Here is a 24,491-nt window from a genome sequence, read left to right as displayed (position 1 = left end):
TGGCGATCCAGATGGAATCTCCGATCACCTTCACCAATGTCGGCAAGGCAAGATGGTGGCAACGCGGTCTCCTTGCCACGCAGACCGGCTACGTTCTGCTCGCGCTCCTGGTGCTGCTGGCAGTGATGCATTTCGCCAGTCCCTATTTCTTCACCGAAGGCAACATGCAGAACGTGGCGAAGAATTTTTCCTTCATCGCCATCGCAACCCTCGGAATCACCTTCGTCATCATCACCGGCGGCATCGATCTCTCGGTCGGCTCGATGATGTGCTTTTCCGCCATGATCACCTCCATGGTCATGGTCGAGCTGTCGGCGCCCGGATCGCTGTTCGTCCATCTGGCCGCTGACTGCAAGACCGTGGTCGCCAATGTGCCGGGCCTGATCCTGCTGGTCTCGGTGCTTGCCGGGCTCGGCGCCGCGCTGATCGTCGGGCTCATCAACGGCTTCTGCATCGCAGTGCTGGGGCTATCGCCCTTCGTCACCACGCTCGGCATGCTCTCGATCGTGCGCGGGCTCGCTTATGTCGTCTCGAACGGCCGCGGCAGCTTTCCGAGCGGGCCCGACGCCGATTATTTCTACGCGCTCACCTCGGGCGATCTGTTTGGCGTGCCCGCGCCCTTCATCTATCTGGTGATCCTCGCGCTCGTCATGGCCGTCGTGCTGCACCACACGACATTCGGCCGCCACGTCTTCGCGCTCGGCGGCAACGAGAAGGCGGCCGAGTTGACCGGCATCTCGGTCGTGCGGGTGAAGATCGAGGTCTATGTCATCTGCGCGCTCGCCGCGGGGCTTCAGGGCATCATCATCTCCGGCTGGCTCGGATCGGCGCCGGCGAACATGGCGACGTCCTACGAGCTCAACGTGATCGCGGCCGCCGTCATCGGCGGTGCCAATCTCGCCGGCGGCATCGGCGGCCCGCTCGGTGCCATCGTCGGCTGCGTGCTGCTCGAGGTGATCCGCAACGGCCTCGTGCTCGCGCAAGTCAATTCCTACTGGCAGCAGACGCTGGTGGGCGTGATCATCATCATGGCCGTGCTGGTCGACCGCATCCGTTCGCGCATGACCTGAAAGAGCTACTCCGGGGGGACAACGAATGTGTCGTCTATCCGCCTTCCGGAGCCATGGTTTTCAAATGGATAGGCACAAAAAGCGGAGGGAAAGTAATGAGGAAGATCCTGTTTGCCGGCATGGCCATCGCGATGATGGCAACCCCGGCATTCGCGCAGACCTACAAGTTCGCGGTCGTGCCCAAGGCGATGAACAACCCGTTCTTCGACGTGGCCCGCGACGGCTGCATGAAGCGCGCCAAGGAGCTCGGCAACGTCGAGTGCATATACAAGGGGCCGATCGAGCACGAACCCGCGACGCAGGCGCAGATCATCCAGGACTTCATTACCCAGAAGGTGGATGGGTTGGCGATTTCGGTCGCCGATGTCGCGGCGATGACCAAATCGATCGAGGCGGCGACCGCGGCCGGCATCCCCGTCATCACGTTTGACGCGGACGCGCCGGGCTCCAAGCGCATCGCCTATATCGGCACCAACAACAAGGACTTCGGCCTTGCGCTCGGTAAGCAATTGCTGCAGCTCCGGCCAGAGGGTGGCAAGTATGCCATGGTCTCCGGTGGTCCGGGAGCGAAAAACCTTGCCGAGCGTGTCGATGGCGTCCGCGAAGCGCTCAAGGGCTCGAAATGGGTCGAGGTCGCGGGCTCGCCGACCTTCTGCAACGACGATTCCACGCTCGCCGTTCAGCAGATGGCGGACCTGCGCACCGCGACGCCCGATCTCGCCGCGATCGTTCCGGTTGGCGGCTGGCCGATGTTCGCGCCGGAAGGCTTCAAGGCTTTCGTCAACAAGAACAAGAAGGACATCGACTCCGGCAAGCTGACGCTCGTTGTCGCCGACACGCTCAAGATGCAGCTTGAGCTCCTGCGCGACGGCTATTCCAACGCGCTGACCGGCCAGCGCCCGTTCGAGATGGGCGAGAAGTCGATGGACGCCCTGCTCGCGATCAAGAAGGGTGAGAAGGTGCCGGAGATCATCTATACCGGCCTCGACCTCGTGACCAAGGACAACGTCGCGAAACTCTTGAATTAGGAGTATTCTCAGCCCTAATACTCCTGCAATCCCTCTCCCGCTTGCGGATTACGCGAGCGGGAGAGACTAGGTTTCGGACCAACGGCATCGCGATGCGGAGCGTCAGGCATGATCATCGACGCACATCAGCACTTCTGGGATCCGGCCAAGGCCAACTATCCCTGGATGGAAGCAGCCGAGCTCGCACCGATCCGCCGCGCCTTCGGCCCCGCCGATCTCGCGCCCCTCTTGAAGCAGAACAGGATCGACGCAAGCATTTTGGTTCAGTGCCGCTCCTCGGTCGCGGAGACCGAGGAATTCTTGCGCATCGCCGCCGCGACGCCCTTCGTTATCGGCGTCGTCGGTTGGGTCGATCTGACCAACGCTGCGGTCGGCGAAATGCTCGACCGGCTGCGCGCCGCGCCGGCGGGCGACAGGCTGGTCGGCATTCGCCATCAGGTCCACGACGAGGCTGATCCCGACTGGCTGCTGCGCGAGGACGTGCAGCGCGGTCTTGCGGCGGTGTTCGCGCACGATCTTACTTACGATCTACTGGTCCGCACCCGCGAGCTGCCGGCCGCGATCGCGACGGCGCAGGCCTTTCCGCAAGCACGTCTCGTGCTCGACCATGCCGCCAAGCCGCCGATCGCAGATGGCTTCAGCCGTGACTGGGCCGACCGTATGGCCGCGCTCGCAGCCTGCGGCAATGTCTGGTGCAAGGTCTCCGGCCTCGCCACCGAGGCGCGCTGGAACGACTGGGATGCGGCGCGGCTGTTGCCCTACATCGAACACGTTGCCAAATGCTTCGGCGAGGATCGTCTGATCTTCGGCTCGGACTGGCCGGTGTGCCTGCTGGCGGGAAGCTACGGTGAGATCAAGGGCGCGCTCGAGGAATGTCTTGCAAGACTTGGTCCGCACCTGCGCGAGAAAGCGTTCGGCGCAAACGCGCAACAGGCATATCGGCTGCCTACCCCGCGAACCTGAAAGGTAAATGTCAATTCGCTGCCTGGTTCGCTGGAATGGTGTTGGAGCGGGCATCACTGACCCAATGCATCTTTGAGCGGATATTAGTCCCGACCAGCCAAAGGCGCGGCCGAGCCACGCCTCGGCAGAAACTCGCTCGGTGGGTGACACCCCCGTCTACGCCTGCCCGCGCTCGAGGCGCCGCCGCTGTGCCCTCATGCGCTTGATCTCTTCATTGAGTTCATCGATTTTTTCATCGCGCAGCGCGTCTTTGGTTTTTGGATCGGCTTCGCGGAGCTTTTCCAGCGCCTTCTCAACGGAGAGCTTGGTGGTTTCCGCCATGACAGTCCTCCCCGACTCGCCACGATGAGATCACCGAAAGTCGAGGAGCACCATTGTCCTGACGGGCAGCCGTAGGACAGTGAGACTGCCTCACGTGGCTTCGCTTCGCGAAGCCACCCTCTTCCACAAAGGAAGAGGGTGAGACAGTGTGTGTGCCCGCTCATGCGGCCGCGGGCACCTGGTCCAGAAATCCCGTGATGCTCTTGATGCGGCCGTCTTTCAGCACGGCGAAATCAGTGCCCTTGATGGGGCTGTCGACGCCGTCGGGGCCGAGGCCCCAGGAAAAGCGCAGATGCTCGCCATAGCCGTTGGGCTCACCGATCAGCTTGAACCTGAATTCGGGAAAGCGCTGCTGCACGCCCACGATCAATGCGTCGACGCCGTCATGGCCGTCACCGTGCATCAAGGGATCGACATAGCTTGCATCTGCCGTCCAGTTCTCGCTGAGCAATTCGCGCCGCCGGCTCGGTGTCCGCTCGTTCCAGAGATCGATATAGCGGCGGGCGAGCGTGATGTGATCGGTCATGATGGCCTCCTTCGAAAAGCGCCGGATGGTTCGGCTGTCCCTGACTATCGAAGGTTTGCGCGCGCCAATCGATTACCTCGGAGGTCATGCGCGTGATCCGGACCCGAAGGGCCGCGTCAGCGCAAGCGTGAAGCGGTTTTCCGACAAAATCATGCGTCAACAAACAGCTGAAGCGCGATGATATTTTCATCGCGCTTCAGGCATGCGCCATAGTCTTCGCGCGAAAATTACTTCGCCGCGGTCACCATGATCTCGACGGTGTATTGCGGGGCGGCGAGCTTGGCTTCCACGGTGGCCCGCGCCGGCGTGTTGCCCGGCGACACCCAGGCGTCCCACACCGCGTTCATCTCCTGGAACGTCTTCATGTCGGTGATGTAGATCGTGGCTGAAAGGAGCTTCGATTTGTCGGTGCCGGCCTTGGCGAGATGGCCGTCGATGGTCGCCAGAATGTCCTGGGTCTGCTTGGTCACGCTTTCACCGGCCGCCCTGCTGGCAACGACACCGGCGAGATAGACGGTGTTGCCGTGCACGACGACCTGGCTCATGCGCGGGCCGGCGTCAAAACGTTCAATGCTCATGTGGTTCTCCTGGTGGAATGGCGGCCCTGTCTAGCGCAGCGTCCTGTGCTCTGCCACCCCGGCGACGCATGCGTTGCCGGCGACGCATGCGTCGCCGCTGACGCATGCGTGGCTCAAGGAAAGAAGGCCGCGTTCGCGCAACGTTGAAGCGGTTTTCCCTCGCGACAAACGCAAAACGCGTTTGCGCGGAGATCATGCTCAAACAACAAGCTAAAGCGCGACAACGACTCATCCTAATCTCATCGCGCGCTAACGTCGGCGATCACCCCACGGCCTTCGCCGCCGCGCGCCCGGCGTTGCGGCCCGAGAACAGGCAGCCGCCGAGGAAGGTGCCTTCGAGCGAGCGATAGCCGTGCACGCCGCCGCCGCCGAAGCCGGCGGCTTCACCCACCGCGTAGAGGCCTGGAATGACCTGTCCGCTCTCGCCGAACACGCGTGAGTCCAGATCGGTCTCGAAGCCGCCGAGCGTCTTGCGCGTCAGGATGTTGAGCTTGACTGCGATCAGCGGCCCGTGCTCGGGATCGAGGATGCGATGGGGGGCGGCGGTGCGGATCAACTTGTCGCCGATATAGCGGCGCGCATTGTGGATGTTCATCACCTGCGCATCCTTGACGAAGGGATTGGCAATCTCGCGGTCGCGTGCCTCGATCTGCAGCCTGACATGGTCGAGCTTCAGGAGGTCGCTGCCGGCGAGCTTGTTCATGGCAGCCACGAGCTCCTCGAGCTTGTCGCGCACAATGAAGTCAACCCCATGGCGCTTGAACGCTTCCACCGGCGCCGGCGCGCCCTTGTTGGTGGCGCGCCGCAGTGTCATGCGCCAGCTCTTTCCCGTGAGATCCGGATTTTGCTCGGACCCCGAAAGCGCGAACTCCTTCTTGATGATGCTCTGCGTCAGCACGAACCAGGAATAATCATGGCCGGTCGACATGATGTATTTGAGTTGGCCGAGCGTGTCCGAGCCCGGAAACAGCGGCGCCGGCAGCCGCGTGCCGGTGGCGTCGAACCACATCGAGGAGGGGCCGGGCAGGATGCGGATGCCGTGGCGCGGCCAGATCGGATTCCAGTTCTGGATGCCTTCGACATAGTGCCACATGCGGTCGCGGTTGATCAGCCGCGCGCCGATGCCTTCCGTGATGCCGATCATGCGGCCGTCGACATGTTCGGGCACGCCGGAGATCATGAACTTCGGAGGCTCGCCGAGCCGCTTCGGCCAGTTCTGCCGCACCAGATCGTGGTTGCCGCCGATGCCGCCGGAAGCGACGATCACCGCCTGTGCCTTCACCGTGAAGTCGCCGACCACGTTGCGCGAGGAACTCTTGCCCCGCTCGACACGATCGGGCTCGAGGATTTTACCGCTCACGCCGTCGACCGTGCCGTTCGTGAGACTGAGTGCATCGACGCGATGGCGGAACTTGAAGGTCAGCCGGCCGCTTCGGGCCGCCTCGCGCGCGCGGCGCTCGAACGGCTCGACGATGCCGGGCCCGGTGCCCCAGGTGACGTGAAAGCGCGGCACTGAATTGCCATGCCCCATCGCGTCATAGCCGCCGCGCTCGGCCCAGCCGACCACCGGAAAGATGCGATGGCCCATCGCGCGCAGCCATGATCGCTTCTCGCCCGCCGCGAATGCCACATAGGCTTCCGCCCATTTCCGTGGCCAGTAATCCTCGTCGCGGTCGAAGCCCGCGGTGCCGAGCCAGTCCTGCAATGCAAGCTCGAACGAATCCTTGATACCGAGCCGGCGCTGCTCCGGCGAATCGACCAGGAACAATCCGCCGAACGACCAGAACGCCTGACCGCCGATTGATTGCTCGCCCTCCTGATCGACCACGATCACGCGCTTGCCCGCATCGGCGATCTCTGTTGCAGCGACCAGTCCCGCAAGTCCGGCGCCGATAACGATGACGTCCGCCTGCTCGGCCATTGAGTTCCCCCCTGTATTCATCCGGATTGAAGCCAGCCGCCGTCGCTGAGATCAAGGGGGCGCTGGGCGTAAGAGACCGTTAACTTGTTCCACTTTGGGATAGAGACCGGCCAAGTGCAGCGCGGGCGCAACACCGGATTTGAATTTGTTTTGAGCGAGCCCGCCTGCCTAGACAAAGCCGCGGTTACGACGGACGCTGGCGCCGCATCACCACCTGACACACGGATTCGAATTCGACTGGGGCGGGGGACATGAAGTTTCTGACGGGGTTGCTGGCGGCGGTGCTCCTCATCGCGAGCATTGGGGCAAGTCACGCAGTGGTTCGGATCGCGGATGACCGTGGCGGCCGGATCGGAACCTATGTCGACAAATACCAGGACCTGCGGCAATCGGGCGAAACCGTCATCATCGACGGTCTCTGCGCCTCGGCCTGCACCATCGTCCTCGGTGCCATCCCGCGCGACCGCATCTGCGTGACCTCGCATGCGACGCTCGGCTTCCACGCCGCCTGGGATTTCGGCGCCAACGGCCGCGCCGTCACCAATCCCGAAGCAACCCAGATGCTGTACGCGATGTACCCCTCGCACGTGCGGCGCTGGATCTCGCAGCGTGGCGGTCTCACCCCGCACATGATCTTCCTGAGGGGCAGGCAGCTCCAGTCGATGTACAAGCCCTGCTACCTGGACGTGCAGGCCTTCCCCAACCGGCCGTCGCGCCGGGCTCTCCCGCAGGCGGAAGAGCTGGAGTCCGCCCGGGGGCAGCTGCTTCACTGATATCATCCCGATCCCGCGGCGGGCGTTCGTTAACCCGCCCGCGGCGCTTGCCCGGGGGCGGGCCAGCGCCTATTTGAAGGGCAGGGAACCGGCGCGTATCGCCCCGGTCATTGCCATGGCTCAACCGCTGCAATCAGCACATCCGGTATCGGACAATTCGCCCACTGCCGGCAGGACGCCGTCCGTGCTGCTATCTGCGGGCGCGGGGCTCGGCGGATTTGCCGTGCTCGCCACGCTGGCGCTGTGGTTCCACTATGGCAACCAGGTGTTCTTCGAAACGATCAGGGTCGGCTTGTCGGCCTGCTTCTGATCCGTGAAACGGGATTCTCATCACGATGAGCCGGACTGCCCGCCCGCTGGTGATCTCGACCGCCTTCGCCGCAAGCCTCGTCGTCGGACTGCTCGTGATGTTCTGGGCCATGGGCGGCGTCAGCAAGGTGGCGCAGCCGGCGGCGATCGGCGGGCCGTTCGCGCTCACCGACCAGAACGGCAAGACCATCACCGACAAGAGCCTCAAGGGCAAACCGACCCTGATCTTCTTCGGCTACACCCATTGCCCGGACGTCTGCCCGACCTCGCTGTTCGAGATTTCGGAGGTGCTGCGCGCGATGGGCAAGGATGCCGACAAGGTGAATGCCTATTTCATCTCGGTCGATCCCGACCGCGACACGCCGTCGACGATGAAGGACTATCTGTCGAGCTTCGATCCGCATCTGGAAGGCCTCAGCGGCGATCCGGCCGAGACCGCCAAGGTGCTGACGTCCTATCGCGTCTACGCCAAGAAGGTCCCGACCAAGGACGGCGACTACACCATGGACCACACCGCGCTGATCTACCTGATGGACCGCGACGGCCGCTTCGTCGCGCCGTTCAACATGAAGCGCACACCGGAAGAGGCGGCGGTCGAGCTCAAGCGGTATCTTTAGGAAAGGCCCCCCGGAGACACCCTCACCCCAACCCTCTCCCGCAAGCGGGAGAGGGAGCGCACTGCCCCCTCGTGGCCGCAATCGGCGCTCGCGTTCCCGGCGGGATGGTCTATAAGGCCCTCCGATCCCAACGAAATCCCGCTAATCTCAAGCCGATGGCCCGATCGCAACAGGCGAAACTGCTCAAGACTGTCCGCCACCTCATCGGGCTGGCGGCCGCTGCCTGCCTGTTGTCGGCCGCTTCGAGCGGCCTGGCGCAGACCCCGGCCAAGCCGGCGCCGGCAGCGCCCCAGGCTTCCCCGCAAGTTGCGCCTCAAGCGGCCCCCCAAGCCGTGCCGGGCTTCTGGGACCCCCGGCGCCGCCCGGAACGGCCGGACCTGTCGCGCCTGACCGTGATCCGCTTCCTGACCGAGACCGACTATCCGCCGTTCAACTACACCGGCGCCGACGGCAATCCGGCCGGCTTCAACGTCGATCTCGCCCGCGCGCTCTGCGAGGAGATCAAGGTCACCTGCACGGTGCAGATGCGCCGCTTCGAGACGCTGGTGGACGCGCTCAGCTCGAACCGGGGCGATGCCATCATCGCGTCCATGGCGGTGAGCCCGCAGCTCCGTGCGCGCGCCGATTTCACCGATCCCTATTATCGTGTGCCGGCGCGCTTCGCCTCGCGCAAGGACGCGGTGATGCCGGAGATCCGCCCCGAATATCTCGAAGGCAAGAAGGTCGGCGTCATCGCGGGCTCCGCGCATGAAGCGTATCTCAGGGCGATGTTCACCGACGCCGAGCTGCACGGCTATCCCAATGACGAGGCCTTGCGCACCGCGCTTCGCCGCGGCGAGGTCGACTTCATCTTCGGCGACGCGATCTCGCTCGCGTTCTGGATCAACGGTACGGATTCGGGGGATTGCTGCGCCTTTTCGGGCGGCCCCTTCGTCGAGAGCCGCTTCTTTGGCGAAGGCGTCGGGATTGCCGTGCGCAAGGGCAACGACCTGTTGCGGCAGGCGCTGAACTGGGCGCTGTTCCGCGTCTGGGAAAAAGGCCGCTACACCGATCTGTGGCTGCGGTACTTCTCGGTGAGCCCGTTCTGATGTCTTCACCTCGCCCCGCTTGCGGGAGAGGTCGAATTCGAGCGGAGCTCGAATTCGGGTGAGGGGGGACTCTCCGCGAGTCTGTCTGTCACCGTGATCGCGGCAGCAGCACCTCACCCCAACCCTCTCCCCGTAAGAACGGGCAGAGGGGGTAACTGCCGGCGACGGCATCCACCTTTTTGCATTCTGCCCGGAAATCGCTATTTTCCGCGGCCCGGAGGCCCCCTGAATGTCCGTTATTGATCCCGCCGTCAGTCCGAGCGATCTTCGCGCGCTCGCCGAACAATCCAACGCCTGGCCGTTCGAGCAGGCGAAGGCGCTTGTCGCGCGGCTGAAGAAGAGCCCGAAGAAGGAGGTGCTGTTCGAGACCGGCTACGGCCCGTCCGGCCTGCCGCATATCGGCACGTTCGGCGAGGTCGCGCGCACCAGCATGGTGCGCCATGCGTTCCGCGTGCTCACCGAGGACAAGATCAAGACACGGCTGCTTGCGTTCTCCGACGATATGGACGGCCTACGCAAGGTGCCGGACAACGTGCCCAATCGCGAGATGATGGCGGCCCATCTCGGCAAGCCCCTCTCGCGCGTGCCGGACCCTTTCTCCAACGAGCATCCTTCCTTCGGCGCTGCCAACAACGCAAGGCTGCGCGCGTTCCTCGATCACTTCGGCTTCGACTACGAGTTCGCGAGCTCGACCGATTACTACACCGCGGGCCGCTTCGACGCGACGCTGCTCAAGATGCTCGCCGCCTACGACAAGGTGATGGCGATCATCCTGCCGACGCTGGGGCCGGACCGCCGCGCGACCTATTCGCCGTTCCTCCCCGTCAGCAAGACCACCGGTGTCGTGCTCCAGGTGCCGATGGTCCGCCGCGACGTGGCCGCCGGCACCGTCACCTACGTCGACCCGGACACCGGCGAGGAGGTCGAAACACCCGTCACCGGCGGCAACGTGAAGTGCCAGTGGAAGGCGGACTGGGCCTTGCGCTGGGTCGCGCTCGGCGTCGACTACGAAATGGCGGGCAAGGACCTGATCGACTCCGTGAAGCTGTCTGGACAGATCGCCCGCGCGCTCGGCGGCGCGCCTCCCGAAGGCTTCAACTATGAACTCTTCCTGGACGAGCAGGGCCAGAAGATCTCCAAGTCGAAGGGTAACGGCCTCACCATTGACGAGTGGCTGCGCTACGCATCGCCGGAATCGCTGTCGCTGTTCATGTATCGCGAGCCGAAGGCGGCGAAGCGGCTCTATTTCGACGTCATCCCGCGCAACGTCGACGACTATCAGCAATTCCTCGACGGCTTTCCGCGGCAGGATGCAAAGCAGCAGCTCGGCAATCCCGTCTGGCATATCCATGACGGTCATCCGCCGAAGGCCGACATGCCCGTCACCTTCCAGCTTCTGCTCACGCTGGTGTCGTCGTCGAACGCCGAAAACGCCGCGACGCTGTGGGGTTTCATCGGCCGCTATCGCCCCGGCGTGACCCCGCAGACACATCCCAAGCTCGACGCGATGGTCGGCTACGCCATCAACTACTATCGCGACTTCGTCGCGCCGACGAAGCAGTTCCGCGAGCCCTCGGACTCGGAGCGCGCCGCGTTGCAGGACCTGCGCGATGCGCTCTCGCAATTGCCGCTTGGGGCTTCGCCTGAGGACATCCAGAACGTCGTCTATGAGATCGGCCGCCGCGAGCCGTTCCTCGATCACGTCAAGAAAGGCAAGGACGGCCGTCCCGGCGTGACGCTGGACTGGTTCAACATGCTCTACCAGGTCCTGCTCGGCCAGGAGAAAGGCCCGCGCTTCGGCTCCTTCGTCGCGGTCTACGGCATCCAGAACGCCGTCAACATGATCGACGGTGCGCTGGCGAGGAGCGCTTAAAGCATGATCCGGAAAAGTGTGAAGCGGTCTTCCCTCGCGACAAACGCGGAACGCGTTTGCGCGGAGATCATGCGCAAACAACAACCTAAAGTGCGATGACGATTCATCCTAATCTCATCGCGCTTTAGCCGCGCGGTGACTGTCATCGTCCGCCTTGTGCGCAATTGCGCACTGTAGCGCGCGATCCAGAGGCGGTTGGGGGATACGGAGGGGCCACGGCGTGCTGGTTTCCCCGCTTCTTTCACGGGGAATAGCATCGACGAATGTGGCACTCTCACTGGCTCGCCCATACGATCCGTGCGATCCAGGCGACATCGGCGACTGCGAGCGTGCGCTCGTCCTGCGCTCCGTCGAGTGACTGCAATTCCAGCGACTTCGCCGTGCGGCGTTTCAGCGCCTTCACCAGCATCTCGCCGGCCCTCGTCTTCACCACCACGCGGTCGCCCTTGCGGATCGGCGTGCCCGGCGACACCAGGATGACGTCGCCGTCGCGATAGGGCGCGAGCGCATCGCCGGAGATCTCCAGCGCAAAGCTGTGATCGTCGTCTGGCGAGGGCAACTCGACTTCGGTCCAGCCCTTGCCGGAGGGAAAGCCCTGCTCGTCGAAATGGCCGCTCGTCGCGGCTTGCGCGAAGCCGAGCAGCGGCACCGAGCGGCCGTCGCGGGCGCCGTCGCCGATCAGTTGCACGAAGGTCTCGATCGAGGAGCCGGCAGCATTGAGCGCCTTGGCGATCGATTCGGTCGAGGGCCAGCGCTCCCGGCCGTCGGAGGTCACGCGCTTGGACTTATTGAAGGTGGTGGGATCGAGCCCCGCGCGCTTGGCAAGCCCCGAGGGCGACAGCCCGGCGCGCGCCGCGAGCCGATCCAGGGCGCCCCAGATCTGCTCGTGGGTCAGCATCCTCTGCGCCTTGGCCTGTCTGATCATCCTCGATCCGGCCCGCCTAGGAAAACTAGCCTCAAATCAACCGGTTTTCCGTTTTCGGTGCAAGAGGAGGCAGGCAAGTCTTGAGTTCGAAAGTTGTGGCCTTTACGGTCGCGCCCGGGTTTTGGACCCTTGGGAGCGAAAACCCCAAGCGACTCAACGAGCAAGCGCAAGCAGGACACCGCAACGGGTGGTCAAGATCTACAAAATTTGTGCCGCTTCGGCCTGGCGGGAGGCCGAGCGGCAGGGTGTGTACCGGGGCAGCGCGGACGACGCGCGCGACGGCTTCATCCATTTCTCGACCGCCTCCCAGGTTCCCGAAACCGCGCGAAAGCATTTCTTTGGGCAGCGTGCGCTGTTCCTGGTCGAGGTCGACGGCGATGCGCTCGGCGACGCGCTGCGCTGGGAGCGCTCGCGCAACGACGAGCTGTTTCCGCATCTCTATGGCGAGCTCGATCTCGGCGCGGTGATCTCGATCATCAATCTCAACATGCGCTCCGACGGCAATCACGACATTCCGGAGCTTGCCCCGTGATCCGCGCGTTCGACGCTCTCTCGCTGCCGGTTCTGCGCTGGCTCGATCCGGAGGATGCGCATCGCCTGGCGATCCAGGGTCTGCGCTTCCTGCCGCCGACCAAGCCGCGCGCCGATGATCCGAAGCTCGCGGTGCGCGCCTTCGGCCTGAATTTTCCCAATCCGGTCGGCATGGCCGCGGGCTTCGACAAGAGCGCGGAAGTGCCGGATGCGCTGCTGCGGCTCGGCTTCGGCTTCGTCGAGATCGGGTCGGTGACGCCGCGCCCTCAGAGCGGCAATCCGCGGCCGCGGCTGTTTCGGCTGGAGCGCGACGAGGCGGTCATCAACCGCATGGGCTTCAACAATGACGGCGCGGAAATCGCGCTGCGGCGGCTTGCCACGCGCGCGCAGAACGGCGGTATCGTCGGCGTCAATGTCGGGGCCAATAAGGATTCGCCCGACCGCGTCGCCGATTACGTCAAGCTGATCGAGACCTTTGCGCCGGTCGCGAGCTATTTCACCATCAACGTCTCCTCGCCGAACACGCCGGGCTTGCGCAATCTTCAGGAGGGCGCGCTGCTCGATGATCTCCTCGCGCACGTGATCGATGCGCGCGAGCGGGCGCGCCAGAAGGCCGGCGACACCCCGGTGCTGCTCAAGATCGCGCCGGATTTGAGCCTCGCCCAGCTCGACGACGTCGTACAAGTCGCCCGCGCGCGGAAGGTCGACGGCATGATCGTGTCGAACACGACGATTGCGCGGCCGAGCACGCTGCGCGAGCAGATGCGCGCGAAGGAGCAGGGCGGTCTCTCCGGCCGGCCGCTGTTCCGCCTGTCGACGCGCATGGTCGCGGAGACCTATGTGCGCGTCGAGGGCACATTCCCGCTGATCGGCGTCGGCGGCGTGGATTCCGGCGGCGCGGCGCTGACCAAGATCCGCGCCGGCGCGAGCCTGATCCAGCTCTATTCGTCGCTGGTCTACAAGGGCCTCGGCCTCATCGATGAGATCAAGCGCGATCTCGCTTCCACGCTGCTGCGATCGGGGCGCGACTCCCTGTCCGAGATCGTCGGCGCCGACGCCGCGACGCTCACGGCTGAGGACTGGCCGGGGATGTAGAAGGTCTCGTGCCCCGGATGCGGCGCATCACCATAGCGCGTCGAAGCGCGTGGATGGGCGTTTGGTGCTGCGCCGCGTCCGGGACGCGATGGTCACGGCTTCGGAAACGTCGCCCGAAACAGCGCCGGATAGCGTAGGCCCTGCAAGCCGCCGCGCGCCACGTAGAAGCCCAGCAGCGCGGTCCACAGTCCGGCATTGCCGAACGCTTGCAGCGCCCACCACGTACCTAAGAAAATTCCAAGCGAGGCCAGCATCAGATTGCGCATCTCGCGCGCCCAGGTCGCGCCGACATAGATGCCGTCGAAGCCGAAGGCGAACACGCCGGGCAGCGGCGCCAAAATGATGAAGACGAGGAAATCCCGTGCGCTGCGGCGGACCTCTTCGCTGGCTGTCATCAGGTTGATCAGCGCCGGGCCGAACAGCGCGAACAGCACCGCGACGACGACCGAGAAGCCAACGCCCCAGAGCAGCACCAGCCGTGTCGAATCGGCAAAGCCGCGTGCGTCGCGGGCGCCAAAGGTGCGGCCGCAGAGCTGCTGTGCGGCGTTGGCGAGTCCATCGAGGAAGAAGGCGCTGACCAGCAGGAAATTGTTCAGCACCGCGTTGGCCGCGAGCGTGACGTCGCCGGACCGCGCGCCCTTGGCGGTGAAGAATAGGAACACGGTGATCAGCGCCGCGGTGCGCACCATGATGTCGGAGTTCACCGATAGCATCCGGATCAGCTTGGCGCGGTCGAACAACCTCGCACGGGGAATGGCGAGGCCGCCTTTGGCAAGGCGCCGCGCCACTATCACGCTCAGCAGGAAGCCCGCGGCCTCCGCGATGACGGCCGCGATCGCAGCGCCCGCAATACCGGTATCATAGACGAGCACCAGCAGCACGGTGGCCGCCATGTTGATGAGGTTGATCACGATCTGCTGGAGCAGCGCCAGATTGGCGCGGGCGAGCCCCACCAGCCAGCCAAGCACGACATAATTCGCGAACGCCAGCGGCGAGGACCAGATGCGGATCGCAAAGTAGGTTTTCGTGGCGCGCGTGACGCCCTCGCTGCCGCCCATCAGGCTGAACAACACCGCAGCAAGCGGCACCTGGAGTGCGATCAGCGCCACGCCGATCAGGCCGGCCACGATGAATCCGCGCACGAGGATCGCGCTCATCTCCTGCGTCTCGCCGGCACCGAGCGACTGGGCGGTGAAGGCGAGCGTGCTCATGCGCAGGAAGGCGAACAGCCAGAATAGGCAGTCGAAGATCACCGACGCCATCGCAACGCCGCCGAGCAGAGCGGCATCGTTCAGCCGTCCGATCGCGGTGGTCGAAACCACGCCGATCAGCGGCGTGGTGAGGTTCGCGACCATCGCGGGACCCGCGATGGCGAACACCTGCCTTGTGGTGACCCTGGGATGGACCGGCGCGTGCATGTCAGAACACGAGCACCATGCCGTCCTCCGCCGCCAGATGCGGCACGTCATCGCGGCGCGACAGCATGTCGTCGCTCATATGGGTGAGGACGAGCCGCTTGGTGCCGATCTCGGGCAGATGCTGTTCCAGGGTCTTCAGGCTGAGATGGTTCTTGACCATCTTCTCGTACATGTAGGCTTCCGCGATGAAAAGGTCCGCGCCATGCGCCAGCGGAATGAGCGTCTCCGTCCATTCGGTATCGGCGCTGTAGGCGAGCACGCGCCCCTCGACCTCGACGCGGTAGCCGAAGAACGGTCCACCGGAGTTGCCATGCACGACCGGAAACGGCGTCACCGTCACGCCGCCGAAGCTGCGGCTCTCCTCCGGTGCAAGCGCGATGACCGAGAGCTCGAAGCGTTGTTTGGTCTTCGATGAGTGCTCGAACAGCGCCTCCATCACCTGCGCGAGCCGCATCTCGATCCCTTGCGGGCCGGCAATCACCAGCGGTCGCGTCCGCTTGGAGAACTGCGCGTCGAGCAGAAAGAACGGGAGGCCTGCAAAATGGTCGCCGTGGAAATGCGTGATCAGGATCAGGTCGATGTCGTCGCGATCGATCTCGAGCCGCTGCAAGGCCGGCAAGGAGGAGGCTCCGCAATCGATCAGAAAATTGGCCTGCCTGCCCGTGACATGAAAGCAGGTGTTCGCTCTGCCACCCGAGCCGAACGCATCGCCGCAGCCGACAAAGCGCAATTGCATCGGCTGCGGCCTCCCGACGGCGGAGTTACCGGCCGCGCGGCGCGCCGAACAGGCGCGACAGGAACCACACGGGAATCACGATGACAGCGCCAAGCAGGAAGTAGCGCCACAACCAGTTGACCGCGTCGAAGCCGAGGTCCCACAGCCGCTGGAACAAGAGGCGAATGCTGTGGATGATATTCCAGGGATCGAAGCCGATCGCGGCCAGCACGACGCCGACCAGGATTGAGAGCAGGACCAGGCGGAATGCGACCGCCAGCGGCGAGCCGCCGAGAAAGCGGTACAGGCCATCATGGCTTGCCGGCAGATCTCTGACGTCGTTGGCCATTTCAAAAAAACTCCCAGCGGATTCGATCCCCATTATAGGGCATGGCGAGGGACATGGGGAACCCGTAACGGGGCATCAATCGGCTTACGGGATTTTAATTCGGGCGCGCACCAGAGCTTCGATTCGGGTGCGCCGCCGGCGGCGGGCTCCCGAACCTCGCCCGCCTGCGGGAGAGGTCGCGCCGAAGGCGCGGGGTGAGGGCTCTCTCCTCTTGGGGAATCCCAATGCAGAGACACCCTCTCCCCAACTCTCTCCCGCAAGCGGGAGACGGGGCGTGCTGGCGGCAATCGAGCCTCATCGTCTTCACGCCTCAATCTCTGCCGCTTCCGCCTTCAGCATCTTTTCAAGCGTCTCCAGCCTGTCAGCCTCGCGCGGCGGTTTGTCCCAGCGCAGGCGGCTGATGCGGGGAAAGCGCATGGCGACGCCGGATTTGTGCCGCGGCGAGCGTTGCAATCCCTCGAAGGCGACCTCCAGCACCAGCCCCTTGTCCGGCTCGTGGACGACGTGGCGGACGGGGCCGAACTTCTCAGTGGTGTTGCGGCGGACGAAACGGTCGATCTCGAGCAGCTCCTCGTCGGTGAAGCCGAAATAGGCCTTGCCGACCGGCACCAGCTCGTCGCCGCCATCGCCTTCGGTCCAGACACCAAACGTGTAGTCGGAATAATAGGACGAGCGCTTGCCATGGCCGCGCTGCGCATACATCAAGACGGCGTCGATGATGTGCGGATCGCGTTTCCACTTCCACCACTGTCCCTTCGGCCGTCCCGGCAGGTACGGGGCATCGCGCCGCTTCAGCATCACGCCTTCGACGGCCTCGGCATCCTCGCCCGCGCCGGCGCTTGCGGGATCCGCGCGTGCGGCGGTGAGCGCGTCCCAGCTATCGAACGGCACGGTCGGCGATAGATCGATGCGGGCATCGCCCAGCTTCTTGATGAAGGTCTCGAGATGCCTGCGCCGCTCCGCGAAGGGCAATTCGCGCAGATCGTTCTCGTCGTCGCCGAGCAAATCGTAGGCGCGCAGGTGGATCGGATAGTCCTTGATCAGCTTTGGCGAGACGACCTTGCGGTTGAGGCGCTGTTGCAGGACGTTAAAGCTCTGCACGCGGCCGTCGCGGACGATCAACAGCTCGCCGTCGATCGCGCCGGGCAGATGCAGTGACGGCACGAGGTCCGGAAAGCTCCCCGTGATGTCCTCGCCGGTGCGCGAATAGAGCCGCACGGTGATGTGTCCGCGATCGTCGCGGCCTGCGACGGCCTGCACGCGGATGCCGTCCCACTTCCACTCGGCGATGTAGTCGGCCGGGTCGAGACTTTGGAAATCCGAGTCCTCGATCGCATGCGCCAGCATCACCGGGCGGAATGGCGCCGGATCGCAGTTGACGGGTTTTTCCGCGCGTCCCTCGAGCCAGGCGAACAGGTCGAGATAGGGCGGGGCGAGACCGGGCCAGATCAGCTCGATCTCATGCGGATCCTTGTCGCCGAGTGCTGCCGCGGCGGTTTTGGCGAGCCGTGCAGAGATGCCGATGCGAAGCGCGCCGGTGACGAGCTTGAGCAGCGCCCAGCGGCCGGTCTCGTCGAGCTCGTCGAGCCAGCGCGCGAGCTGGCCCGGCAGCTCGGTCTTGCCGAGCGTGCGCAGGGTGGTGACGACCTCGGTGAGGGTTGGGGGAGGTGGGTGGTTGTGGTGGCGGGGGCGGAGCGCATCACTCGCATCGAGCCCGGGGCACCCCCTCCGTGCCCCTCCCCAGCAAGGGGAGGGAACGGAGAGGCTCGTGCCTCCATAACGCTGCAGAATGTCAGATTCACTCTCCGAGAAGTTGTTCGCAGTCGTACTGCGCGGTCGCGTCAAACTCCGCTGTGCTCCCTCCCCCCTTGCGGGGGAGGGCGGGGGAGGGGGGTAGCCCGGAAAAGATTGCCGGCCGCCGTCACCGACAGCCTTCGGCCACATCAGCGCCACCGTCTCCGAGAGATCGCCGACGTAATCGTAGGATAGTCCGAACAGCACCGGATCGGTGCGCGCCGCGATGAGGTCACGGATCAGCCCCGGCTTGGCGTGCTTGAAGCTGAGCGCACCCGTCAGCGCCGCCAGCGCATAGCCGCGGTCGGGATCGCCGACCTCGCGAAAATAACCGTTGATCAGCCGCAGCTTGTTGTTGCGGCCGGGCTCGTAGGCGAGGCGGTCCAACAATTCGGCGAAGCGGTTCATGCCTCGGCCTCGCTTGCCAGTGGCACCTCGGTCTCCTCTTCATCACCATAGCCGACGAGATCGAGCGGCTGCGCGGCCAGGCCCTTGGCTTTGCACCAATGCACCAGCGCGTCTTCCTGGCCGTGCGTGACCCAGATTTCGCCCGCTCCGGTCGCGGCGATCGTCGCGGTCAGGCCGTCCCAATCGGCGTGATCGGAAATCACCAGCGGCAATTCGACGCCGCGTTGCCGCGCCCGCGCGCGCACCCGCATCCAACCCGAGGCGAACGCGGTGACGGGATCGGGAAAGCGCCGCGTCCAGAGATCGGACGTGGCCGACGGCGGCGCCAGCGTGATGGTGCCCGCGAGATCGGCCTTCTTCACACCCTTCACCGGCCGCATCTCGCCGAGCTCGATGCCGCGGCTTTGATAATACTGCGTGATCGTCTCCATCGCGCCGTGCAGGTAGACCGGTGCGTCGTAGCCCGCCTCGCGGAGCAGCGCGATCACGCGCTGCGCCTTGCCGAGCGAATAGGCGCCGACGAGATGCGCACGCTCCGGAAACAGCGCGACGGAGGCGAGCAGCTTCTTCACCTCGATCGCCGCATCGCCATGGCGAAACACCGGCAGCCCGAACGTCGCCTCGGTGATGAAGACGTCGCAAGGTACGAGTTCGAACGGCGTGCAGGTCGGATCCGGCGCATCCTTGTAGTCGCCGGAGGCGACGATGCAGGTGTCCTTGGCTGTCACCGCGATCTGCGCCGAGCCCAGCACGTGGCCGGCGGGGTGAAACTTCACTTTGACGTCGCCGAGCCGGATCTCCTCGCCATAGCGAATCGTTTGCGTCGTGCCGGCAAAATTCTCGCCATAGCGCAGCCGCATCATGTCCAGCGTCTCCTGCGTCGCCAGCACTGCGCCATGGCCGCCGCGCGCATGGTCGGAATGGCCGTGGGTGATCACGGCGCGCTCGACCGGGCGAACAGGATCGATGTGGAAGCTGCCCGGCTTGCAGCACAGGCCGGCAGCAGTTGGCAACAGGATGTCTTGCGGGCGCATTTCTGTCATATAGGCTGCGCCACCGCGTTCTTCGAGTCATCGGCCCCTATCGTCTTTCGGTTCCACAATGCCCCTGCGCCTGTTCTTGTCCTCCGGCGATCTGATGGCCGACCGCCGTTTCGAGTTCGCGCGCGACCTCCAGCTCAAGGGCGATCTGCCGGCCGCGGCCGATCTGCTGGAGCAGGCGATCGAGCTCGCACCGAATTTCACCTCGGCCTGGTTCACGCTCGGTGAAATCCGCGAGCAGCTCGGCCAGCGCGACAAGGCGATCGCGGCGTTCCGGGAAGCGCGCCGATCCGACGCGAGCGATCAACACGGCGCCGGCCTGCATCTGATGCGGCTTGGAGACGAGCACTTGTCGGAGATGCCGAAGGCCTATGTGCAGGCCCTGTTCGATCAATATGCGCCGCGCTTCGAGCATGCGCTGATCAACGATCTCGGCTATCGCGCCCCGTCGCTGATCTTCAAGGCCGTGCTGGCGGCGCGCGTCGCCGCGAAGAAGCCGGCCTTCTTCAAGCGCGCGATCGATCTCGGCTGCGGCACGGGGCTTGCGGCCAGCGCCTTCGCCAAGCAGGCCGATCATTTCATTGGCATCGATCTGTCGCCCGGCATGATCAAGGAGGCGCGAGCGACCGGCCTTTATGCCGAGCTCGAAGTGGCCGACATGATCGACGCCCTGCGCAGCAAACCGGACGCGAGCGCCAATCTGATCGTGGCTGCGGATGCGTTCGTGTATCTGTCCGATCTTGCGCCGGTGTTGACGGAAGCAAGGCGCGTGCTTGCCGCCGGCGGCACGCTCGGCTTCACGCTCGAGACGCATGACGGCAGCGGCGTCGTTCTGGGCGAGGGTCTGCGCTATGCCCATGCTGCGGAATATGTGCGCGGCGCCATCGCGAAGGCCGGCCTCGAGCTCCTGACACTGGAGCCGGCCTCGCCGCGCAACGAGAACAATGAGCCGGTGCGCGGTCTCGTCGTCGTCGCCGAGAAAACTTGAGTCTAGGCGCTGGGGTTGCCACGAATTGAGCGGCATTACACCGCAAGGCGCCGCTTTCCCACTTGCGATGCTCCCTCCGATATCAGCACAATGCGCCGCATTTAGGGAGACAACGCCAATGACGAAAAATCCATCGCGGCGCGATTTCAGCGCCGGCGCATTTGCGACGATCGCAGCTTCCACCCTATCAGCGCCTTACGTCTGGGCGGCAGAGAAGAAATATGATGCGGGCGCCAGCGACACCGAGATCAAGATCGGTCAGACCGTGCCGCATTCCGGCCCCGGCTCGCTCTATGGCGTGCTGGGGCGCGTCGGCGAAGCCTATTTCCAGATGCTGAACGAGAACGGCGGCATCAACGGGCGCAAGGTGAAATTCCTCACCATGGACGATGCCTACAGCGCGCCGAAATGTGTCGAGGCGACGCGCAGGCTAGTGGAGCAGGAGGAGGTGCTCGCGCTCTACGGCTCGCTCGGTACCGCGCCGCAGACCGCCGTGCACAAATATCTCAATTCCAAGGGCGTGCCGCAGCTCCTGCTCAATACCGGCGCGTCGAAGTGGAACAACCCGAAGGAATTCAAATGGACGATGGCGGGCCTGCCGCTCTATCCGACCGAAGCGCGCATCCTCGCCAAGCACGTCGTCAGCGTGAAGCCGAACGCGAAGATCGGCATTCTCTACCAGAACGATGATTTCGGCCGCGACTTCCTCGGGCCCTTCAAGAAGGTGCTGGCGGATGCCGGCGGCACCGCGCAGGTGATCCTGGAGCAGACCTATGACCTGACCGATCCGACCATCGACTCCCAGCTCATCAATCTCTCCAAGTCGGGCGCCGACGTCTTCTACAACATCTCCACCGGTAAGGCGTCGTCGCAGTCGATCCGCAAGGCCGCCGAACTCGGCTGGAAACCGCTGCAACTGCTCTCCGCGGGCTCGACCGGCAAGTCCATCCTCGGCGCCGCCGGCTTCGAGAACGCATCCGGTATCGTGGCGATCCGCTACTCCAAGGACGCCGGCCCCCGCCCCTGGCAGAACGACAAGGACGTGATCGCGTTCGACACGCTGCGCAAGAATTATCTGCCGACCGTCGATCCAGACAACACCATCGCGTACGCCGGTTATGGCCAGGCGGTGACCATGGGCGAGATCCTGCGTCGCTGCGGCGACGAGCTCACGCGCGAAAACGTGCTCAAGCAGGCCGCGAGCCTCAACGGCTTCCACTCGCCGTTCTTCCTCGACGGTGTCGACTACAGCTACACGCCCACCGACTACACGCCGATGAAGACGCTGTTCATCTCGACCTTCAACGGCAAGGACTGGCAGGTCTCCGACAAGCCGGTGACGGAGTAGGCGTGCTCCCTCTCCCCGTTCTTACGTCGTTCTTGCGGGGAGAGGGTTGGGGTGAGGGGCTCTTCGTTCACGGTGGCAGTTGGACTCGCGGAGGCTCCCCCTCACCCGGATCGCATCTAGCGATGCGATCCGGCCTCTCCCCGCAGGCGGGGCGAGGCAGAGGCCCCTCGACGAAGTCACCCCTACCGCTTACGTGTTACGTCGTGCCGCCCCGTATCCTCACCGCACCGGCCGCGCCGGCCGCGCTGTTGCCCGACCGCTTCCAGGCATGGTTCGCGGCCCGCGGCTGGTCGCCGCGCGAACATCAATTGGCGCTGCTGGAGAAGGCGCGCGAAGACGCTAGCGCGCTGCTGATCGCGCCAACCGGCGCCGGCAAGACGCTGGCGGGTTTCTTGCCGACACTGGTGGAGCTGAGTGGCGGGAGATGGCGGGAGCAGGCATCCGACGCAGCGCGCAGCGGCCTCATCTCCACCGGCCGCGCCGTTCAACGCGTCGGTGGCCTTCACACCCTCTACATCTCGCCGCTGAAAGCGCTTGCCGTCGATATCGCGCGCAATCTGGAGCGACCGATTGCCGAGATGGGATTGCCGATCAAGGTCGAGACCCGCACCGGCGACACGCCGGTGTCGCGGCGGCAGCGGCAGCGGCGCTATCCGCCGGACATCCTGCTGACGACGCCGGAGCAGCTCGCATTGCTGCTCTCCTCCGACGATGCGCCGTTCCTGTTCTCATCGCTGAAGCGCGTGGTGCTCGACGAGTTGCACGCGCTCGTGACCTCCAAGCGCGGCGATCTGCTGTCGCTCGGGCTGGCGCGGCTGTGGCGGCTCGCGCCCACGATGCGCATGATCGGTCTGTCGGCGACGGTGGCCGAGCCGGAGTCGCTGGCGCGATTCCTCATGCCGCAGCCGGGCGGCAGGGCAGCCACCGCCGATATCGTCATGGCCGGCGGCGCGGCGGCGCCGATCGTCGAGATGCTCGACACGAGCGAGCGCCTGCCCTGGGCCGGGCACACGGCGCGCCACGCGCTCGCCGAGGTCTACCAGCTGATCAAGGCCAACAAGACCACGCTCGTCTTCGTCAACACCCGCAGCCAGGCCGAGATGCTGTTCCAGGATCTCTGGCGCATGAACGACGACGGCCTTGCGATCGCGCTGCATCACGGCTCGCTCGACGTCGCGCAGCGCCGCAAGGTCGAGGACGCGATGTCGGCGGGACGCTTGCGTGGCGTGGTCTGCACCTCGTCGCTGGATCTCGGCGTCGACTGGGGCGACGTCGAGCTCGTCATCAATATCGGCGCGCCAAAAGGCTGCTCGCGCCTGATGCAGCGCATCGGCCGCGCCAATCACCGCCTCGATGAGGCCTCGCGCGCCGTGCTGGTGCCGGCCAACCGGTTCGAGGTGCTGGAGTGCCGCGCCGCGATCGATGCGATCGCGGAGAATGCGCAGGATACCCCGCCGCTCCGCGTCGGGGCGCTCGACGTGCTGGCGCAGCACGTGCTCGGCTGCGCCTGCGGCGAGCCGTTTCTCGCAGGCGAGCTCTATGACGAGGTGCGCACAGCGGCGCCTTACGCCGATCTGTCGCGGCAGGATTTCGACGACGTGGTCGATTTCGTCGCCACCGGCGGTTACGCGCTGAAAACCTATGAACGCTTCGCGCGCATCAAGCAGGACAAGCAGGGCCGCTGGCGCGTCGCCAATCCAAAAGTGCGGCAGAGCTACCGGATGAATGTCGGCACCATCGTCGAGGACGACATGCTGAAGGTGCGGCTGGTGCGCTCGCGTACCGGCGGTACCGGCTCGACCGGGGTCATCGCGCGCGGCGGCAGATTGCTCGGCGAGATCGAGGAGGCCTTCATCGAGGGCTTGGCTCCTGCCGACACCTTCGTGTTCGGCGGCGAGGTCGTGCGCTACGAAGCCCTCGTCGAGGACCAGGTCTATGTCTCCCGAGCTCACGACAAGGATCCGAAAGTGCCGTCCTATATGGGCGGCAAGTTCCCGCTCTCGACCTATCTCGCCGAGCGCGTGCGCCGCCTGCTCGATGATGGCCGCGCCTGGCGGACGCTGCCGGAGCAGGTGCGCGACTGGCTGTCGGTGCAGAAGGAGGTGTCGCGCGTGCCGGCGGTGCGCGAGCTCCTGGTCGAGACGTTTCCACGCGGCAACAAGCATTACATCATCTGCTATCCCTTCGAGGGACGGCTCGCGCATCAGACGCTCGGCATGCTGCTCACACGCCGGCTGGAGCGCGCCCGCGCCCGCCCGCTCGGCTTCGTTGCCAATGAATATGCGGTCGCGATCTGGTCGCTCGGCGACATGTCGTTCATGATTCGGAATGGTCAGCTCGATCTCAACGCGCTGTTCGATCCCGACATGCTCGGCGATGATCTCGAAGCCTGGCTTGCGGAGTCCGCGCTGATGAAGCGCACCTTCCGCAACTGCGCGATCATCTCCGGCCTGATCGCGCGCCGCCATACCGGCGAGGAGAAGAGCCGCCGGCAGGTGCTGTTCTCGACCGATCTCGTCTACGACGTCTTGCGCAAGCATCAGGCCGATCACGTGCTGCTCCGCGCCGCCCGCGCCGATGCCGCGACGGGCCTGCTCGATCTGCGCCGCTTGGGCGACATGCTCGCGCGCATCCACGGCCACATCACACACCGGGAACTCGACCACGTCTCCCCGCTCGCCGTACCGGCGCTACTGGAAATCGGCCGCGAGTCAGTTTATGGCGAAGCAGCAGACGAGCTGTTGGCCGAGGCCGCCGACGAGCTCGTCAAGGAAGCGATGGGATAGCGGCAGGGTAGGACGTGACGGCAGGCG

24 protein-coding genes are annotated in these 24,491 nt (G+C 64.9%); 14 read left to right on the top strand and 10 right to left on the bottom strand.

All coding sequences use genetic code 11. The features are described 5' to 3' along the window. The first annotated feature begins 11 nt into the window (after positions 1–11). From QA640_RS41600 to QA640_RS41590, 3 genes are all read left to right on the top strand, one after another. The gene (locus QA640_RS41600; RefSeq protein ID WP_283038392.1) at positions 12–1,070 is read left to right on the top strand and encodes an ABC transporter permease; all 1,059 of its coding nucleotides are present in this window, start codon (positions 12–14) and stop codon (positions 1,068–1,070) included. Between the two features lie 95 nt (positions 1,071–1,165). After that, a complete protein-coding gene (locus QA640_RS41595; protein ID WP_283038391.1) occupies positions 1,166–2,098 on the top strand; it encodes a sugar-binding protein in 933 nt (310 codons plus the stop codon). A 108-nt stretch (positions 2,099–2,206) separates the two neighbouring features. Beyond that, positions 2,207–3,061, top strand: a complete 855-nt coding sequence (locus QA640_RS41590; protein ID WP_283038390.1) for an amidohydrolase family protein — start codon at positions 2,207–2,209, stop codon at positions 3,059–3,061. A gap of 156 nt (positions 3,062–3,217) precedes the next feature. Here the strand turns inward: QA640_RS41590 and QA640_RS41585 are convergent, their stop codons facing one another. Further along, the gene (locus tag QA640_RS41585) at positions 3,218–3,382 is read right to left on the bottom strand and encodes a hypothetical protein (protein ID WP_283038389.1); all 165 of its coding nucleotides are present in this window, start codon (positions 3,380–3,382) and stop codon (positions 3,218–3,220) included. A gap of 160 nt (positions 3,383–3,542) precedes the next feature. Then, positions 3,543–3,908 (bottom strand): nuclear transport factor 2 family protein, encoded by a 366-nt coding sequence (locus QA640_RS41580; protein WP_283038388.1) that lies wholly within the window; start codon positions 3,906–3,908, stop codon positions 3,543–3,545. Here QA640_RS41580 and QA640_RS41575 point away from each other — a divergent pair. Then, positions 3,907–4,089: a hypothetical protein gene (locus QA640_RS41575; RefSeq protein ID WP_283038387.1), complete on the top strand. Its 183-nt coding sequence runs from the start codon at positions 3,907–3,909 to the stop codon at positions 4,087–4,089. The genes QA640_RS41580 and QA640_RS41575 overlap by 2 nt on opposite strands. Before the next feature lie 46 nt (positions 4,090–4,135). Here the strand turns inward: QA640_RS41575 and QA640_RS41570 are convergent, their stop codons facing one another. Next, positions 4,136–4,486: a RidA family protein gene (locus tag QA640_RS41570; protein ID WP_283038386.1), complete on the bottom strand. Its 351-nt coding sequence runs from the start codon at positions 4,484–4,486 to the stop codon at positions 4,136–4,138. A 262-nt stretch (positions 4,487–4,748) separates the two neighbouring features. Beyond that, positions 4,749–6,407, bottom strand: coding sequence for an FAD-binding dehydrogenase (locus tag QA640_RS41565; RefSeq protein WP_283038385.1), 1,659 nt, complete (start codon positions 6,405–6,407; stop codon positions 4,749–4,751). Between the two features lie 251 nt (positions 6,408–6,658). On the opposite strand from QA640_RS41565, the gene QA640_RS41560 reads away from it, so the two are divergent. The 5 genes from QA640_RS41560 to QA640_RS41540 all read left to right on the top strand — a co-directional run bounded on the left by QA640_RS41560 (position 6,659) and on the right by QA640_RS41540 (position 11,067). Continuing rightward, positions 6,659–7,180: a hypothetical protein gene (locus QA640_RS41560; protein ID WP_283038384.1), complete on the top strand. Its 522-nt coding sequence runs from the start codon at positions 6,659–6,661 to the stop codon at positions 7,178–7,180. 115 nt (positions 7,181–7,295) lie between these two features. Beyond that, positions 7,296–7,490 carry a hypothetical protein gene (locus QA640_RS41555; RefSeq protein ID WP_283038383.1) on the top strand — a complete coding sequence of 65 codons (195 nt, stop codon included), beginning with the start codon at positions 7,296–7,298 and terminating at the stop codon, positions 7,488–7,490. 25 nt (positions 7,491–7,515) lie between these two features. Next, positions 7,516–8,106: an SCO family protein gene (locus QA640_RS41550; protein ID WP_283038382.1), complete on the top strand. Its 591-nt coding sequence runs from the start codon at positions 7,516–7,518 to the stop codon at positions 8,104–8,106. A gap of 155 nt (positions 8,107–8,261) precedes the next feature. Next, entirely contained in the window at positions 8,262–9,194 is a 933-nt protein-coding gene (locus tag QA640_RS41545; RefSeq protein WP_283038381.1) for a transporter substrate-binding domain-containing protein, read from the top strand. A 229-nt stretch (positions 9,195–9,423) separates the two neighbouring features. Beyond that, on the top strand, positions 9,424–11,067 hold the full coding sequence (locus QA640_RS41540) for a lysine--tRNA ligase (RefSeq protein WP_283038380.1): 1,644 nt from the start codon (positions 9,424–9,426) through the stop codon (positions 11,065–11,067). 274 nt (positions 11,068–11,341) lie between these two features. On the opposite strand, the gene QA640_RS41535 is transcribed toward QA640_RS41540, so the two are convergent. Further along, positions 11,342–11,992 carry a helix-turn-helix transcriptional regulator gene (locus QA640_RS41535; RefSeq protein WP_283038379.1) on the bottom strand — a complete coding sequence of 217 codons (651 nt, stop codon included), beginning with the start codon at positions 11,990–11,992 and terminating at the stop codon, positions 11,342–11,344. Between the two features lie 187 nt (positions 11,993–12,179). Here QA640_RS41535 and QA640_RS41530 point away from each other — a divergent pair, with 187 nt between their 5' ends. Beyond that, entirely contained in the window at positions 12,180–12,524 is a 345-nt protein-coding gene (locus QA640_RS41530) for a DUF952 domain-containing protein (protein WP_283038378.1), read from the top strand. Continuing rightward, complete coding sequence (locus tag QA640_RS41525) at positions 12,521–13,618, top strand: quinone-dependent dihydroorotate dehydrogenase (protein ID WP_283038377.1); 1,098 nt, start codon at positions 12,521–12,523, stop codon at positions 13,616–13,618. Before QA640_RS41530 ends, QA640_RS41525 begins: the two co-directional genes overlap by 4 nt. 92 nt (positions 13,619–13,710) lie before the next feature. Here the strand turns inward: QA640_RS41525 and QA640_RS41520 are convergent, their stop codons facing one another. The 5 genes from QA640_RS41520 to QA640_RS41500 form a co-directional block, all read right to left on the bottom strand. Further along, entirely contained in the window at positions 13,711–15,036 is a 1,326-nt protein-coding gene (locus QA640_RS41520; protein ID WP_283038376.1) for an MATE family efflux transporter, read from the bottom strand. 1 nt (position 15,037) lies between these two features. Next, positions 15,038–15,772: an MBL fold metallo-hydrolase gene (locus QA640_RS41515; RefSeq protein WP_283038375.1), complete on the bottom strand. Its 735-nt coding sequence runs from the start codon at positions 15,770–15,772 to the stop codon at positions 15,038–15,040. Positions 15,773–15,797: 25 nt separating this feature from the next. Then, complete coding sequence (locus tag QA640_RS41510) at positions 15,798–16,100, bottom strand: DUF6460 domain-containing protein (protein WP_283038374.1); 303 nt, start codon at positions 16,098–16,100, stop codon at positions 15,798–15,800. Positions 16,101–16,403: 303 nt separating this feature from the next. Continuing rightward, positions 16,404–18,302 (bottom strand): ATP-dependent DNA ligase, encoded by a 1,899-nt coding sequence (locus QA640_RS41505; protein WP_283038373.1) that lies wholly within the window; start codon positions 18,300–18,302, stop codon positions 16,404–16,406. Next, the gene (locus tag QA640_RS41500; RefSeq protein WP_283043046.1) at positions 18,299–19,336 is read right to left on the bottom strand and encodes a ligase-associated DNA damage response exonuclease; all 1,038 of its coding nucleotides are present in this window, start codon (positions 19,334–19,336) and stop codon (positions 18,299–18,301) included. The genes QA640_RS41505 and QA640_RS41500 overlap by 4 nt, the downstream gene beginning before the upstream one ends. 67 nt (positions 19,337–19,403) lie before the next feature. Between QA640_RS41500 and QA640_RS41495 the strand changes: the two genes are divergently transcribed. From QA640_RS41495 to QA640_RS41485, 3 genes are all read left to right on the top strand, one after another. Beyond that, entirely contained in the window at positions 19,404–20,330 is a 927-nt protein-coding gene (locus QA640_RS41495) for a methyltransferase domain-containing protein (protein WP_283038372.1), read from the top strand. Positions 20,331–20,448: 118 nt separating this feature from the next. Next, a complete protein-coding gene (locus QA640_RS41490) occupies positions 20,449–21,678 on the top strand; it encodes an ABC transporter substrate-binding protein (protein ID WP_283038371.1) in 1,230 nt (409 codons plus the stop codon). Between the two features lie 203 nt (positions 21,679–21,881). After that, the gene (locus QA640_RS41485; protein ID WP_283038370.1) at positions 21,882–24,464 is read left to right on the top strand and encodes a ligase-associated DNA damage response DEXH box helicase; all 2,583 of its coding nucleotides are present in this window, start codon (positions 21,882–21,884) and stop codon (positions 24,462–24,464) included. Positions 24,465–24,491: the final 27 nt, after the last annotated feature.

Origin of the sequence: Bradyrhizobium sp. CB82, from assembly GCF_029714405.1 — a bacterium.
GTDB lineage: Bacteria > Pseudomonadota > Alphaproteobacteria > Rhizobiales > Xanthobacteraceae > Bradyrhizobium.
The sequence above is the reverse complement of the archived record's forward strand: the minus strand, read 5'-3'. Positions and strand labels throughout refer to the sequence as shown.